This is a genomic window from Paraburkholderia sp. BR10923, assembly GCF_040948765.1.
Classification (GTDB): Bacteria; Pseudomonadota; Gammaproteobacteria; order Burkholderiales; family Burkholderiaceae; genus Paraburkholderia; species Paraburkholderia youngii.
In genome coordinates this window covers 1-14191 of record NZ_JBFPKO010000030.1, presented here as the reverse complement: position 1 = coordinate 14191, position 14191 = coordinate 1, and the positions used below count along the sequence as shown (strand labels likewise).

15 protein-coding genes and 1 pseudogene are annotated in these 14191 nt (G+C 55.5%); 12 read left to right on the top strand and 4 right to left on the bottom strand.

Going from position 1 to position 14191, the window contains the following annotated elements; all coding sequences use genetic code 11:
- Positions 1 to 24: 24 nt before the first annotated feature.
- The 5 genes from AB3X94_RS35180 (at position 25) to AB3X94_RS35160 (ending at position 2913) form a co-directional block, all read left to right on the top strand.
- Positions 25 to 387, top strand: coding sequence for a HesB/IscA family protein (locus AB3X94_RS35180; RefSeq protein WP_368593704.1), 363 nt, complete (start codon positions 25 to 27; stop codon positions 385 to 387).
- A 59-nt stretch (positions 388 to 446) separates the two neighbouring features.
- Positions 447 to 932 carry a nitrogen fixation protein NifZ gene (locus tag AB3X94_RS35175; protein WP_368593703.1) on the top strand — a complete coding sequence of 162 codons (486 nt, stop codon included), beginning with the start codon at positions 447 to 449 and terminating at the stop codon, positions 930 to 932.
- Positions 933 to 1261: 329 nt separating this feature from the next.
- Positions 1262 to 1480 (top strand): putative nitrogen fixation protein NifT, encoded by a 219-nt coding sequence (nifT, locus tag AB3X94_RS35170; RefSeq protein WP_368593702.1) that lies wholly within the window; start codon positions 1262 to 1264, stop codon positions 1478 to 1480.
- 1 nt (position 1481) lies between these two features.
- Entirely contained in the window at positions 1482 to 1760 is a 279-nt protein-coding gene (locus AB3X94_RS35165; protein WP_176112429.1) for a hypothetical protein, read from the top strand.
- Positions 1750 to 2913, top strand: coding sequence for a DegT/DnrJ/EryC1/StrS family aminotransferase (locus AB3X94_RS35160; protein ID WP_368613931.1), 1164 nt, complete (start codon positions 1750 to 1752; stop codon positions 2911 to 2913). The genes AB3X94_RS35165 and AB3X94_RS35160 overlap by 11 nt, the downstream gene beginning before the upstream one ends.
- Positions 2914 to 2971: 58 nt before the next feature.
- Here AB3X94_RS35160 and AB3X94_RS35155 read toward each other — a convergent pair whose 3' ends face one another.
- The 3 genes from AB3X94_RS35155 to AB3X94_RS35145 form a co-directional block, all read right to left on the bottom strand.
- The gene (locus AB3X94_RS35155) at positions 2972 to 3214 is read right to left on the bottom strand and encodes a zinc ribbon domain-containing protein (RefSeq protein ID WP_176112427.1); all 243 of its coding nucleotides are present in this window, start codon (positions 3212 to 3214) and stop codon (positions 2972 to 2974) included.
- Between the two features lie 13 nt (positions 3215 to 3227).
- Positions 3228 to 3869, bottom strand: a complete 642-nt coding sequence (locus tag AB3X94_RS35150) for an ankyrin repeat domain-containing protein (RefSeq protein WP_368593699.1) — start codon at positions 3867 to 3869, stop codon at positions 3228 to 3230.
- Positions 3870 to 3961: 92 nt separating this feature from the next.
- Complete coding sequence (locus AB3X94_RS35145) at positions 3962 to 4570, bottom strand: hypothetical protein (protein ID WP_368593698.1); 609 nt, start codon at positions 4568 to 4570, stop codon at positions 3962 to 3964.
- 445 nt (positions 4571 to 5015) lie between these two features.
- On the opposite strand from AB3X94_RS35145, the gene nifH reads away from it, so the two are divergent.
- The 4 genes from nifH to AB3X94_RS35125 all read left to right on the top strand — a co-directional run bounded on the left by nifH (position 5016) and on the right by AB3X94_RS35125 (position 10205).
- Positions 5016 to 5897: a nitrogenase iron protein gene (gene nifH / locus AB3X94_RS35140; RefSeq protein ID WP_176112424.1), complete on the top strand. Its 882-nt coding sequence runs from the start codon at positions 5016 to 5018 to the stop codon at positions 5895 to 5897.
- Positions 5898 to 5975: 78 nt separating this feature from the next.
- Positions 5976 to 7439 carry a nitrogenase molybdenum-iron protein alpha chain gene (nifD, locus tag AB3X94_RS35135; RefSeq protein WP_368593697.1) on the top strand — a complete coding sequence of 488 codons (1464 nt, stop codon included), beginning with the start codon at positions 5976 to 5978 and terminating at the stop codon, positions 7437 to 7439.
- Positions 7440 to 7503: 64 nt separating this feature from the next.
- Entirely contained in the window at positions 7504 to 9063 is a 1560-nt protein-coding gene (gene nifK / locus AB3X94_RS35130; protein ID WP_368613930.1) for a nitrogenase molybdenum-iron protein subunit beta, read from the top strand.
- A gap of 329 nt (positions 9064 to 9392) precedes the next feature.
- A complete protein-coding gene (locus tag AB3X94_RS35125; RefSeq protein ID WP_368613929.1) occupies positions 9393 to 10205 on the top strand; it encodes an IS5 family transposase in 813 nt (270 codons plus the stop codon).
- A 37-nt stretch (positions 10206 to 10242) separates the two neighbouring features.
- Here AB3X94_RS35125 and AB3X94_RS35120 read toward each other — a convergent pair.
- A pseudogene (locus tag AB3X94_RS35120) lies at positions 10243 to 10416 on the bottom strand (IS6 family transposase); the annotation flags it as partial.
- A 676-nt stretch (positions 10417 to 11092) separates the two neighbouring features.
- Here AB3X94_RS35120 and gspD point away from each other — a divergent pair.
- Genes gspD through AB3X94_RS35105 form a run of 3 tightly spaced genes read left to right on the top strand, consistent with a single transcriptional unit; the run spans position 11093 to position 13902 of the window.
- Positions 11093 to 13321, top strand: a complete 2229-nt coding sequence (gene gspD / locus AB3X94_RS35115) for a type II secretion system secretin GspD (protein WP_368594350.1) — start codon at positions 11093 to 11095, stop codon at positions 13319 to 13321.
- Between the two features lie 15 nt (positions 13322 to 13336).
- Positions 13337 to 13744 (top strand): hypothetical protein, encoded by a 408-nt coding sequence (locus AB3X94_RS35110; RefSeq protein ID WP_176112392.1) that lies wholly within the window; start codon positions 13337 to 13339, stop codon positions 13742 to 13744.
- 8 nt (positions 13745 to 13752) lie between these two features.
- Positions 13753 to 13902 (top strand): hypothetical protein, encoded by a 150-nt coding sequence (locus AB3X94_RS35105; RefSeq protein WP_246392557.1) that lies wholly within the window; start codon positions 13753 to 13755, stop codon positions 13900 to 13902.
- Positions 13903 to 14191: the final 289 nt, after the last annotated feature.

Here is a 14191-nt window from a genome sequence, read left to right as displayed (position 1 = left end):
ACTAACTATTACCATGCCGACATCATGTTGACCAAATTTGCTGTTACCGCTGCCGCGGAAAAGTTTATGCGCCGTGTGGTGCGTTTTTCCGGCTTGCCATCAAGTGCTGGTTTTCGTCTTCTTGTCAGGACCGGCGGATGCTCTGGATATGACGCCGAATTCAGTGCCGAAGTAGAGGCTCGGACCGGCGACGAGACCATCGAGGTCCACGGACTGCGAATTTTCTTGCCGGCAGAAAGCCGCGTTTTGCTAGATGGTCTGAAGATCGACTTCATCGAAACGCCAGATCGGTCAGGTTTCGCATTTATTAAGGAAAACCAACGGTCGGTCGTCGCGGTCAGTGCCAATGTCGCTCGGATGGATGTTAGCGCGATCGGACGCGGGTGACCCCTTCCTCCACCGCAGTTGTCTTGAGCTAGCAGTTCGGTATGTCACGGAGGATAAGTATGACTGGAATTGACAGCGATGACCTCATTGAGCTCACATTTGCGCCTCGCTTCAGCATTGGTGAGTGCGTCGCTTCGCGCTTCTCCATCCGTAACGACGGCACCTACGCCGGTAAGGCTATGGGTGAATCGCTCGTCAGCAAAGGCGACGTGGGGTATGTGATCGGAATCGAAACCTTCCTGCAACGGTTCTACATCTATGCAGTTCACTTCGTCGAAATCGACCATCGCGTCGGCATGCGCGCCAAGGAGCTATGCACGCTTGACCACCTTCCCCATGACGTGCTCGCCCGTTTGGGCGAGCATGCGGCCGATCTAGGCTGGATAGGTCTTCGTAGCCCCGAGGGAACTGACCACAACGGACCCGTCGGACGCGGCTCGTGTAACGCGCATGGTGACGATGCACCGGACGGTTCGCAAGTCAACGGAGCCCGTCTAGTCGTCGGCAATCCGCGTCACGGAGTTGCGGGACCTTTGCAACGGTGACGTCTATTGAGGCCGGTGCGGAAGCGGCTTTCTGGTTAAGGCTTGGAGGCTTGCCGAAATGGCCATAAATACGTGGTGCCGGCGAGTCTTGCGATGCGCTCAATCAGTCAATTTTGACGGGCAGGCGGTCGCTGCACTGAGGGCGAGATCGCGCCCGACTGGACGGTCGTAAGGGAGGAAGGACGATATCGGCCTATCAGAGCTGGGAGGCACTCGTCGCAGTACAAGAGCCACCTACGACGAGCGCTGTGCTTCTCGGCCCGATCGTTAGATTTATTGGAATTACTTGTTGAAGTGCGAATCTTTTAACCGACCTTGGAACTCTCAACGTGAAACTAATGATCCGCATGGACAGGAAAGGCATACTCAGCGCCTACGTGCCAAAGAAGGATCTCGAGGAGCAGATCGTCTGCATCGATGGCAAGAAGATGTGGGGCGGGGTGATAACGCTTGCGAACGGCTGGCGATTCCAGCTGCCGGAGATGGTGGCCGATACAACGCTTCCTGTCACCGTAGAGGCGCGTCGCGTCGCGGGTGAGCGCGACTGACATGGCACTTACAGCAGATCAGATCAGTACTATCGCCGAATTAATTCTGAGCGAACCGACGCTGCCGGAGGCTGCCGCAACTTGGCGGAAGTCGTATCCCGATGTGCGAGTCATTCGGATTAGCGCGGTCGAGCTTGTCAATGAAAAACCCCTCCTCCAGTTTCGGGGCCGCCGCGTTTATCTCGCGACGTCAACAGGTGTCTGTGTCTCCGTGACAACAGACGCAAGTAAGGCCAATATGCTCATCCTTGCAGAAGACGGAGTCTACGATGGAAACTGAGAGAATTTCACTTACTGAGCCTGCGTGCGGGCCGCGGGAGATCGAGCTGGTTCACGCGGTCCTGCAATCGTCGTGCTGGAGCGACGGACCAATGCTTGATTCTTTTGAGACTGCATTCGCAGGCTGGAGCGGCCGTGTCCATGCGGTCGCAGTGGCGAGCGGGACGCTCGGCACTTGGATTGCGATGCGTGCGCTCGGCATCGGTCAAGGCCATGAAGTCATCTGCGCATCGCATACATGGCATCAGATCGCGCATGCGATCACCCTCGCCGGCGCGACACCGGTGTTTGCCGATATCGACTACTGGAGCGGTTGCCTCGACGCGATGAAGGCACAAGAGAAGATTGGAGATCGGACGCGTGCAATCCTTGCGGGAAATACGAACGGACATCCTGCCGCGTGGCAATCGTTGCGCGAGCTTGCCGATCTGAACGGTCTGAGCCTGATCGAGGATAGCACTGAGGCGCTCGGATCACGCTACCGTGGGCGCTGCGTGGGGTCGTTCGGTAAAGTGACGGTTTTTGACTTTTCGCCACCCTCCGCGTTGTGTGCGGGAGAGGGCGGAATGCTCGTCACGGACGACGACAGCTTGGCGCACGAACTGCGTTACTTAAGGCGACGTCTGAGCGCCGATCGAAAGTCGGTCTCCCTCGGTGCCCGGGTGCCGCTGCAGGCGGGTATGAGTGAAATCACCGCCGCGCTCGGCCTCGCACAACTGGCAGGGCTCGAGGAGCGGCTCGCCCAACGGAGGCGGGTCGAAGCCTGGTATCATGAAGCGATGGAGAGCTTCGAAGGCATCAAACCACCGTATCAGGCGGAGGACGTGGACGAAGTGAATTGGATGCTTTACGTCGTGCATCTGGGCAAGAGGTTTACTCAGAGCGCGCGTGCTCAAATGATCGACGACATGCTGGCTTGCGGGGTAGAAACGGCAGCCTACAGCTATCCGTTGCATGAGCAGTTTCATTACATGAAGGCCGCCGATGCTATTGGAGGTCGACGAGGCTGTCTGCCCGATACCGAGCGGATTGGCGATCGAGCACTCGCGTTGCCGCTGCACACTCAGCTTACTGTTCAGGATGTGAAGTACATCGTCAAAACTTTGAAGGACACGGCGACCAACGTCGGTGCGGGGGCCGCGATCTATCTCTAGGTAGAACGACGGAAAGAGAGAAGAAGGTAACATCGGCCATGTTGTCGCTGCGCCTTTATTAACCCTCACGCAACAGTTTGCTGCGGTCCGCCGTCGAGTAGTTGCTGAAATGTCCCTCGTGCGCCGCTTGACGGCGGGCCGCAGCGATGATTGCCCTGCTGCGCGCTGGGGCGGACGGCGCACTGACCTGCTTCTCCAGTTCGGTGCTCTGACAGCGGGGGCAGGCCACGGGCGAGTCCGTGCGCACGAGAGTTTCGAAGCGCAACCTGCAGTTGCGACATACATAGTCGTAGAGCGGCATGACGAGGGGCAGGTCAGCGGGAAACATTATCGGAGAAGACGCCGCGCGCGCTCCCCGGGCCATAATAAGGCGATTCGCCGGCTGAGACCAATTTGGGGCTCCTGCGTTCGTGTGCCGCGTGCAGTAACTGGAGTCCCAAATCGGCAGCCATGTCGAGGGCGTCACGGCCGTCTGGCGCAACGAGACTGTCATTCGCGCCGAGCGACAGCAACAGCCACATAACCTCAATTCGACCGGTGGCGGCCGCCTGCATCAGACACGTCATATCGTCCGCGTTTAGGTGATCAAGAGCGAGTCCTGCACCGACCAACCGAAGGATCGGTCCTGGTGCGCCGCCCAAACATGCATACCACAGCGCATGGTTTCCTTCGTCGTCGAGGGCGCTGATGCGTGCGCCTGATTCGAGTAGCGCAGCGACAATGTAGTCTTCGCCGTGCAGCGCCGCCAGCATTAAGGGCGTACTGCCGTCAATGCTGCGCGATTGAGTGTCCGGGAAGTCGTGAGCATCGAGCCATTTCGCAACCGCCACGCACGGAGGTGCATGAAGATCTGCGTCGGCGTTCGCGATATCCGTGTGCGTGTGGCTCGGGTTTTCGAGTAGGGGAGTCTCGAGTGACGCGGTTTGACGTGATGCGGTCTTGGTGCGCAGTGACATGCTTTAACTCCGGTGGAGGTGATTGGAACCGCCGTCACATTCTGAAACGAGAGGCAGCGATTACATGCGGGCGACCTGCCGTGACGCTGTCGTCAGACGGGCCTGTTTTCATTTGGATCGCGAATCGGTCCCATCAGTTTGAGGCCTTCCGCGTAACTTATCGTGTCAAAGGAAAAGCTAAATTGCATCGCCGCATCGACGATAGCATCGAGCTTCCCGGCAGTGTCTTTCCTCTTGAGTTCGCCCTTCTCCAGGTAAAGGAGTTCGAGCATCTCGTTGTAGACTGTCGATTCGAGTATCGGCAGAACATAAAACGTCGCTTCTTTGTACGGCACCTGAAAGCGACTGGACAGATCGATGTTGTCACAGAACAGGAAGTACTTGCCGTGGTGCGACAGGGCCTCGCCGAGTACTTCTCCGACATTCGTCAAGTGTTCAAAACTCAGTAACCAACCTGCGAAGAATTGGACGTGTGGGTCGCCAGCATTCGCGACAGCCATCACCTGCTCGCAAGAGAGCTCGGGCGGACGGGCCTCGTCGGCGAGGTGAGGCCCAAATCGTAGCGCCAGCTCGCCGCGAAAGCCGATCCTGTCAGCCGCATTTGTGCAGCCCTTAAAGACGGGGTTGAGGAGGCGCCCCTCGCGATCGAGGCGGGCAAATGGTGTCCCACTGAGTGCAGAAGAGGTTAGCGTATCAGGCATTTTGTAATCCTAATTGGAGAAATAGCTTGGCATCGTTAATCTGGTGCTGGATCGTGCCTTTTCAGCGGGCAGCAGGAAACTCGCAACATCCGTACCAATGCTGCATGCTGGCCAATACTGCGGTAAGCCGGGTCAAGCGGGCACCAACTCTGCACGTGGATGTCCATTTGGGGCAAAGCGGCGTGCGGTTTGTCAGGAAGACGACGTCGAAATTGTCGGTGGCCGAAATTTGAGAGTTTGCGGATGGCCTCGCTGAGCAAGCATTTGGCCGATTCAGGGGCTTGTGGCATGGACGTTGCAGGGACGAAGGGCGCGGACACACTCCGGCCGATGCGTGACTCTAGAAGAAGACCATATAGACGCAGCAGGCTGAGGACTTGGTCGTGGCTTTTCAGTGCTGATTCGCACCTATAGTTTTATCTTCTAATCTCAATGGAGTACAACAATGTCTCAACTTCGACAAATTGCCTTCTACGGAAAGGGCGGCATCGGTAAGTCGACCACGTCGCAGAATACGCTTGCAGCGCTTAGCGAGCTTGGACAAAAGATCTTGATCGTGGGGTGCGATCCCAAGGCCGACTCGACACGTCTTATATTGCACGCGAAAGCTCAGGACACCATCCTCTCTCTCGCGGCGGAAGCCGGTTCGGTCGAAGACCTCGAACTCGATGACGTTATGAAGATAGGCTACAAGAATATCCGCTGTGTCGAGTCGGGCGGGCCTGAGCCAGGCGTCGGCTGTGCGGGTCGGGGTGTCATCACATCGATCAACTTCCTTGAGGAGAATGGCGCCTACGACGGAGTCGATTACGTGTCATACGATGTGCTCGGCGACGTCGTTTGCGGTGGTTTCGCAATGCCTATTCGCGAGAACAAGGCACAGGAAATTTACATCGTGATGTCGGGAGAAATGATGGCGATGTACGCCGCTAATAACATCTCGAAGGGAATCTTGAAATATGCGAACAGTGGGGGTGTGCGTTTGGGCGGACTCATTTGCAACGAGCGCAAAACCGACAAGGAACTTGAACTGGCCGAATCACTCGCAGCGATGCTAGGCACCAAATTGATTCACTTCGTCCCGCGCGACAACATTGTGCAGCATGCGGAACTTCGTCGGATGACCGTGATTGAGTACGCGCCGGACAGCGAGCAGGCTGGGCAATATCGCGCGCTTGCGGAGAAGGTTCACCATAACGGCGGCAATGGCGTGATCCCAACCCCGATCACGATGGATCAGCTCGAAGACTTATTGATGGAAAAAGGAATTATGGTGCAAGTCGATGAGTCCCAAGTCGGCAAGACCGCCGCCGAGCTCACCGCCTGACGAGTGCTGGACGACGGTTGCCGTGCGGCGCGCGGCTACCGTTTCCGCCAATGACAGTCTTCACTTATAGGATATTCAATGACCGCGACGGTTGAAGAACGCAAAGCTGCTAATAAGGCCTTGATTGACGAAGTGCTGCGAGCTTACCCTGAAAAAATGGCTAAACGGCGGGCCAAGCATTTGGGTTCCTTCGAACAGGGCAAGCCTGACTGTGGTGTGAAGTCAAACATCAAGTCTTTGCCGGGGGTGATGACGATTCGGGGCTGCGCTTACGCGGGCTCGAAGGGCGTCGTCTGGGGGCCGATCAAGGACATGATTCACATCAGTCACGGACCTGTCGGATGCGGGCAGTACTCGTGGGGATCGCGCCGCAACTACTACGTCGGGACGACAGGAATCGATGCGTTTGTCACGATGCAATTCACGTCCGACTTCCAAGAGAAGGACATTGTGTTCGGCGGTGACAAGAAACTCGATAAGATCGTCGACGAGATTCAGGAGCTGTTTCCGCTGAACAGGGGCATATCCGTCCAAACCGAATGCCCAATCGGCCTCATCGGTGACGATATTGAGGCAGTATCTAAAAGGAAGAGCGCGCAGTACGGCGGGCACACGATCGTACCGGTGCGCTGTGAGGGCTTTCGAGGCGTATCGCAGTCACTCGGTCATCACCTCGCAAACGATGCGATTCGCGACTGCGTATTCGACCGCACCGAGCCGAGACAGCGATCCGCGCTGGAGTCCACACCGTACGATGTCGCGATCATTGGCGACTACAACATTGGCGGTGATGCGTGGTCGAGCCGCATTCTCCTCGAGGAAATGGGCCTGCGGGTCATCGCGCAGTGGTCAGGCGATGGCACTCTCGCAGAACTTGAGAATACGCCGCGATCTAAGCTCAACCTGCTTCACTGCTACCGTTCGATGAACTACATCAGCCGGCACATGGAGGAGAAGTATGGCACTCCGTGGGTCGAATACAATTTTTTCGGCCCGACAATGATCGAAAAAAGCTTGCGCGAGATTGCAAGCCGATTCGACGACACCATTATGGAAAATGCCGAGAAGGTGATCGCAAAATATCGTCCGTTGATGGATGCCGTCATAGCCAAATATAAGCCGCGGCTTCAGAGGAAAAAAGTGATGCTGTTTGTAGGTGGCCTTCGCCCACGCCACGTAATAGGCGCGTACGAGGATCTTGGGATGGAAGTTGTCGGTACCGGCTACGAGTTTGCTCACAATGACGACTACCAGCGCACAAGGCATCACATAAAAGAAGGCACTCTGATTTACGACGACGTGACTGGCTACGAATTCGAGAAGTTTGTCGAACATACGCGACCAGACCTCGTCGGCTCCGGCATCAAGGAAAAATACGTCTTTCAGAAGATGGGCGTCCCATTCCGCCAGATGCACAGCTGGGATTATTCTGGCCCATATCATGGCTACGACGGCTTCGCTATCTTCGCGCGGGACATGGACATGGCGATCTCGAGTCCTGTCTGGAGTCTGTCGAAAGCACCTTGGAAGAAGGCGGCGTGAGCGCTGTTAGCGGCATGGCCGCGCCGATTGCCGGTTGCATAGAACATCAATACAGGAGCGAATCATGCCCCAATCAAGCGACAAAATTCTCGATCACGAACTGCTGTTTCGCGAGCCGGAGTATCAAGAGCTCCTTCGCAATAAGAAAGATAACTTCGAGTTCAACCATTCCGACGAGGCGATAAAGCGGGTTGCCGAATGGACGAAGACAGAAGATTATAAACTGAAGAACTTCGCCCGTGACTCCCTGACCATAAATCCAGCCAAGGCGTGTCAGCCTCTTGGTGCCGTATTCGTCGCGAACGGATTCCATAAGACACTGCCTTTCGTGCATGGCTCGCAGGGCTGCGTGGCCTATTACCGTTCGCATTTTTCGCGACATTTTAAAGAGCCGACGTCGTGCGTCAGTTCGTCCATGACAGAGGATGCGGCCGTGTTCGGTGGTCTGAACAACATGATCGACGGTCTCGCGAATGCGTACAATCTCTACAAGCCCGACATGATCGCCGTATCCACGACCTGCATGGCGGAGGTGATTGGCGACGACCTCGACGCGTTCATCAAGAATAGCAAGCAGAAGGGCAGCGTGCCACAAGATTACGACGTGCCGTTCGCGCATACGCCCGCGTTTGTCGGCAGCCACGTGACCGGCTACGACAATGCGCTCCTGGGCATCCTGAAGTACTTTTGGGACGGCAAGGCGGGCACTACTGCACCACTTTTGCGAGTTCCTGACGAGAGCGTGAACTTTATCGGAGGGTTCGACGGCTTCGTGGTCGGAAACATGAAGGAGATTCGGCGTATCTTCGATTTATTTGGCGTAAGCGTGAATATTATTTGCGATCCATCGGGAACATGGAACACGCCGACTGATGGCGAATTTCGGATGTACGAGGGCGGGACTACGAAAGAGGAGGTCGAACGTGCGCTGAACGCCAAGGCAACGTTCGTCTTTCAGGAGTATTGTTGTGAGAAGACCAGCAAGTTCCTCGCCGATCATGGCCACGAAGTCGTGTCACTGAATGCGCCTGTCGGCGTTTCAGGTACAGATCATTTCCTCATGGAGATTTCGCGCGTGACGGGAAGACCAGTCCCGGCTGAACTTGAAAATGAGCGTGGGCAACTAGTTGATGCGATGGCAGACAGTCAGGCGAGTCTGCACGGCAAGCGGTATGCGCTCTATGGCGATCCAGATCAGATGCTCGGTTACACGAACTTCCTGCTCGAGTTGGGCGCGGAGCCGGTGCACGTTCTCTCGACGAACGGTAACGAGGGGTGGGCGGAAAAGGTTAGGGCATTGCTGGACGCGTCGCCATATGGTGAAGGATGCAAGGTCTATCCAAAGCGCGATCTATGGCACTTGCGCTCGCTGCTATTTACGGAACCAGTGGATTTCCTGATCGGCAATACACACGGAAAGTACTTGGAGCGCGACACTGGTACGCCGCTCGTCCGACTCGTGTTTCCGATTTTCGACCGCCACCATTACCACCGCTATCCGACGTGGGGGTATGCGGGGGCATTACGCGTTCTATTAGCGCTGCTGGATGAATTCTTCGAGACACTCGATGCAAGCACGATTGGCATCTCGAAGACCGATTACAGCTATGACATCATCCGGTGAGGGGTGGAGCCGTTCGGGGCTGGGCTCAGTGTTGAGTGCTAAAAGGGGGGCAGTTCAACCCTCCGGAAAGCATGCGTATTGGGTCTCCCTAATTGCTCGACATCGCTGGCTTCGTCTGCGTTGCTGTTCCAATAACATCCTCAAGACCGAAGCGCGAAGGCAAGAATCGACATTAGGAGCGGCGCGACGATTGCGCCGGACCTTTCGCGAAGCGTCGGCGGTTAGTCGACCAGAAGATGACGATCGACTCCTCCGCGCTGCATTTTGCCATTCATAGCGCTACTTAGAGCGTGTTAGGAACTTCGATTGAGACCTGGTATCCTGGCGGGATGAAAACAACGGACCGCAAAGGGTATCCGACTGATGTGTCGGATGAGGAATGGAGTTTCGCGGCGCCGTATCTGACGCTGATGGACGTTGACGCGCCCCAGCGCAAATACGAACTGCGCGACATGTTTGATGCATTGCGCTGGATGGCTCGTGCCGGCGCGCCGTGGAGGATGCTGCCCAATGATTTCCCGCCGTGGGAGTTGGTGTATCAGCAGACTCAACGCTGGTTGCAGGCTGGCTGCTTTGAGAGCATGGTGAGTGACCTGCGCTCGGTGATAGGCGTGGGACAGGGCCGTCGGGGACAGCCCAGCGCGGTCATCCTCGATGGCCGCACGATACAGTCGACCTGCGAGAGCGGCCCGCGTGCGGGTTATGACGGTTATAAGCGCAAGCGCGGTAGTAAGGTACATATTGCAGTAGACACGTTGGGACAGTTGCTGGCGGTGCACGTGACCCCAGCCAATGAACAGGAGCGCGCACAGGTAGCGGAGCTTGCGCGGCAGGTCCAGCAGGTAACGGGACGAACGGTCAAGGTGGCATTTGCCGATCAGGGATACACGGGCAAGGAGCCAGCGCAGGCTGCATTCGACGAGGGCATTGACCTTCAGGTGATCAAACTCGAAGAAACGAAAAAGGGTTTCGTTCTGCTCCCCCGCCGGTGGGTGGTCGAGCGCAGCTTTGGCTGGCTCAACCGTTTCCGGCGTCTCGCACGTGACTATGAACGGCTCCCCGAAACTCTCGCTGGGCTTCATTTCGTCGTCTTCGCAATGCTCATGCTTGTCCACGCCGTGTCAGTACTTCAAAGTTCCTAACACTCTCTAAACTCTCATTCTTACCGCGACAGAACCTATAGCGGCGCACCCAACGCAGAATCGTCGTGTGAGCCAGCGACAACCCTCGCTCAGCCATCATCTCGACGAGATCGCGCAGGCTGAGTTTGTAGCGCAGATACCAGCGCACACAAAGAATGATCACCTCACGGTCAAAATGACGGCCAGCGAATAGCCCGTCCAGACTCTTCAGCGCTTGTTCATCGCGGCTTCTCAAATCGGTCAGGGCGACACTCTAACCGATCCTTGCGCTATTTGCACCACAACCAACCGAGGAGTGTTCACTGCAAATGAACCATCCCCGAATCCTCTTTCCGTCGACCAATTTGATCCGCAGGTTCACTCTCTCGATGGCGTGAAAGCTCTCTTCACGGGTCACACGGCCAACGGATTGGAGCGCATCCTGATCGATCTGTTTTGAGAGCAGGCGCCTTATCGCCTTTTCATGAAATCTCCTATGTGCATAATCGCACTCGGCTTTCTATCAAAGAAACTTCCAAAACGTATCAAAACAATTTGATTCCACAAAATTACGTTTTTTGCATAAGATCGCGTCAAATTTAAGGCGCGCACGCTCTTTCGCTGGTCTGTCGTGGCCACAGGTCAGATCCATCTTCGATGTTTGACCTAGGACAAAGCGCGTCCGTGATTGGCGTACAGTTGCTCACGGCGATGCCAACCTTTATGCGATCCGGAGCGGGATGGCACTGTAAGGGCGACGACGTTTGCGTTCTATTAACAAATGACATTCCCTCACTCAGGCAGTAATCGAGGTGCTCGTGTCATCTCCCCTAGGCATAATCCATCACCCTTGCCGAACGGCGGCAGCCAGTCTGGGCAACTCAATCGGTGGGAACACATCACATTCCATGAGAAGAGATCGTAAGGTTTTGGGAGTTGTCGCGATGGCACTTCTAGCGGTTGGGTTGATCACCACGCACATCGTGTATGCGCAGGTAACGCTAAATTTCGTCAATGCAGACATCGATCAGGTGGCGAAGGCTATCGGAGCTGCGACCGGCAAAACTATCGTTGTTGACCCCCGTGTGAACGGACAACTGAATCTTGTGTCGGAAAATCCGGTGCCCGAGGACTTGGCTCTCAAGACGCTACAGTCATCGTTGCGTATGCAAGGGTTCTCTCTGGTTCAAGACCATGGTCTTCTGAAGGTGGTGCCCGAAGCCGATGCAAAGCTGCAGGGTGTCCCGACATATGTGGGCAACGTTGCACCTGCACGCGGCGATCAAGTTGTCACGCAGATACTTCATCTAAGAAACGCGTCGGCCAACAACGTTTTGCCTGTTGTGCGCTCGTTGATTTCACCAAACAACACGGTATCCGCCTATCCGTCGAATAACACAATCGTTGTCACCGATTACGCGGATAATGTACAGCGAATTGGACAAATCATCGCAGGCATTGACACACCGGGTCAGCACTCAGCAGTCGTCTTAATGAAAAACGCGAATGCGCTTGATGCGGCACCGCAACTCGCAAAGATGCTTGATCCTGGAGCAATTGGGAACACCGATGCCACGATGAAGGTTTTGGTTACCGCGGACGCACGCACCAATTCGATATTGGTGCGTGCGTCGAACGACGCAAGGCTATTAGAAGCGAAAAAACTGGCACAGCAGCTGGATGCGCCGACTGCGCAACTTGGTAATATGCACGTTGTGCCGCTGCGTAACGCTAATGCGGTGAAGCTTGCAGAGACTCTGCGGGGAATGCTCGGCAAAGGCGGTGATACCGGTTCGAGCTCAAGCGAGGGCACAAATACAGGCAATCAGAATGCCGGTTCATCCTCGTCCTTCGGCAGCAATTCAACTGGCACATCAGGGATGCCGCCATTACCCTCTGGCTCATCTTCATCGCCTCCCTTTGGTAGTTCACAGTCTGGTTCAAGTGGGACGAACAGTGCGGTTGGTCTACTTGGAAACAATAAAGATAAAAGCGATGATAATCAGCAAGGCGGGATGATCCAAGCGGATGCTGCGTCTAATTCATTAATTATCACGGCATCCGAGCCGGTATACCGTAATCTGCGTGCAGTTATCGACGAACTGGACTCCCGGCGCGCGCAGGTCTATATCGAAGCGCTTATTGTCGAACTGAATTCGGATACCAGCGCAAATCTTGGAATCCAGTGGCAGATCGGAAACAACACTGTCGTAGGCGGTACGAATCTATCGACCGGAAGCGGAAACAGCATCGTAAATTTGAGCGGTGCACTTGCGAATGGCGCAACTGGTCTCGCGACTGCAGGGCTATCGCAAGGGCTCAATATAGGTCTAGTACGCAATTTCCTCGGTGTGCAAGGTCTTGGCGCTCTGCTGCAAGCTTTTGCAAATTCCTCCGATGCAAACGTTCTTTCGACACCAAACCTCATCTCGCTTGACAATGAGGAAGCAAAAATTGTCGTCGGTACAAACGTGCCGGTTATAAGGGAATCCTATGCCAGTCTCACAAGTACCAGCGGCAGCAACCCGTCGACCCTTAACACTGTTGATCGGGTCGATGTCGGCTTGACGCTGGATATTAAACCGCAGATCACCGAGGGTGGCATCCTAAAATTACAGCTCGCTACGGAGATTTCCTCGATCGTAGGCTCCACGACCGACGTATCGACCAATCCAAACGGCCCACAATTCACTAGGCGCTCGATTCAATCTACTGTACTTGCAGACGATGGTGAGATTATTGTGTTAGGCGGCTTGATGCAGGACAATTATGTTGTTAGCAACAGCAAGGTACCGCTGCTTGGCGATATCCCGTGGCTCGGCCCGTTGTTCCGCTCCGAAAATAAAACCCGATCCAAAACCAATCTACTTGTATTCCTGCGCCCTGTCATTATCAGAGACCGGGCTACTGCTCTTGCGGTGACACAAAATCGCTACGATCACATTCAAGGTGTGCAGGGTGCATATAGATCGGATAACAATCTCATCAAGGATAAGGACGATCCGGTAGTTCCGCCGAGGCCGACAGGTCCAACTGAAGGGGGGGCAACGCTGAACCTTTTCGATCTTGACAGGCTGCGCCGTCAGCAGGCAGCGCCTCAACAAACTCCAGCCCCGACCGGCGTGGAACAACCGTAAAACGAGAGGTCAAAATTGAGTGATATAGATCCTGACGCTGATTCATCGTGCTTTGTTGTAACATTTGAGTTGGATTCAAAGGGAGACAGCCGCGCAACATTGGCGTTTCCTGAGTCCGTTGTACGGATGAATGCGAATAATTTAAGTAAATTAATCGAGACATTAGGGCGCGTACGTCTGAATATGGTGCCGCAGATCGATACTGCGCCCCCCGACCTTAATCAGAAACTGGAGTCCGTTGCCTTTCCGCCGTGGCAGATTAGCCTAGAAACGATGACTGACGGTATCTTGCTCCATTTGCGGCACCCTGGGTTTGGCTGGCAGGGGTTCGTCATTAACGGAGACGACCTAATCGCCATGCGGGACACTATTTCAGACGCGATCGCCGAAATACAGGATCAGCCTGCCCGCCCCGCCAATTAGTGCAGATAGTGGCGTTCAAGCTGATTGAAGCGGCCGAGCAGACCTGGAGAAAGATCCGCGGCGTCGACAAGTTCGAACCGCTTCTGAAGGGCATTCCCTTCAAGGACGGCACTCCGGTGATTGAAAGCACACCGGCTCCTCAAGCGCTGGCCGCCTGATCATGCCGCCCGACCCGTGTACACCATGCATGGACGCCCCCGGCTTGCCAAGGCTCTCATTTGCAACGAAGGTCAGGTAATGATTGCGGCCATGCTTCCGGACTTCACTGTCCGGCGCGAGGCCGGCGGTCCCCGATGGAATACGCTGACCGGACTCTCATCAGTCGGGTCTGAATAATTCGTTTTCGGCGACGACGCCGTTCATGGTGTCGAAGCGGAAGCCGCGGAGCGGTTGAGCAATGCGACAAGTACAAGGACGTAAAAACGCCGCAGCTTTCTGAGGATCATG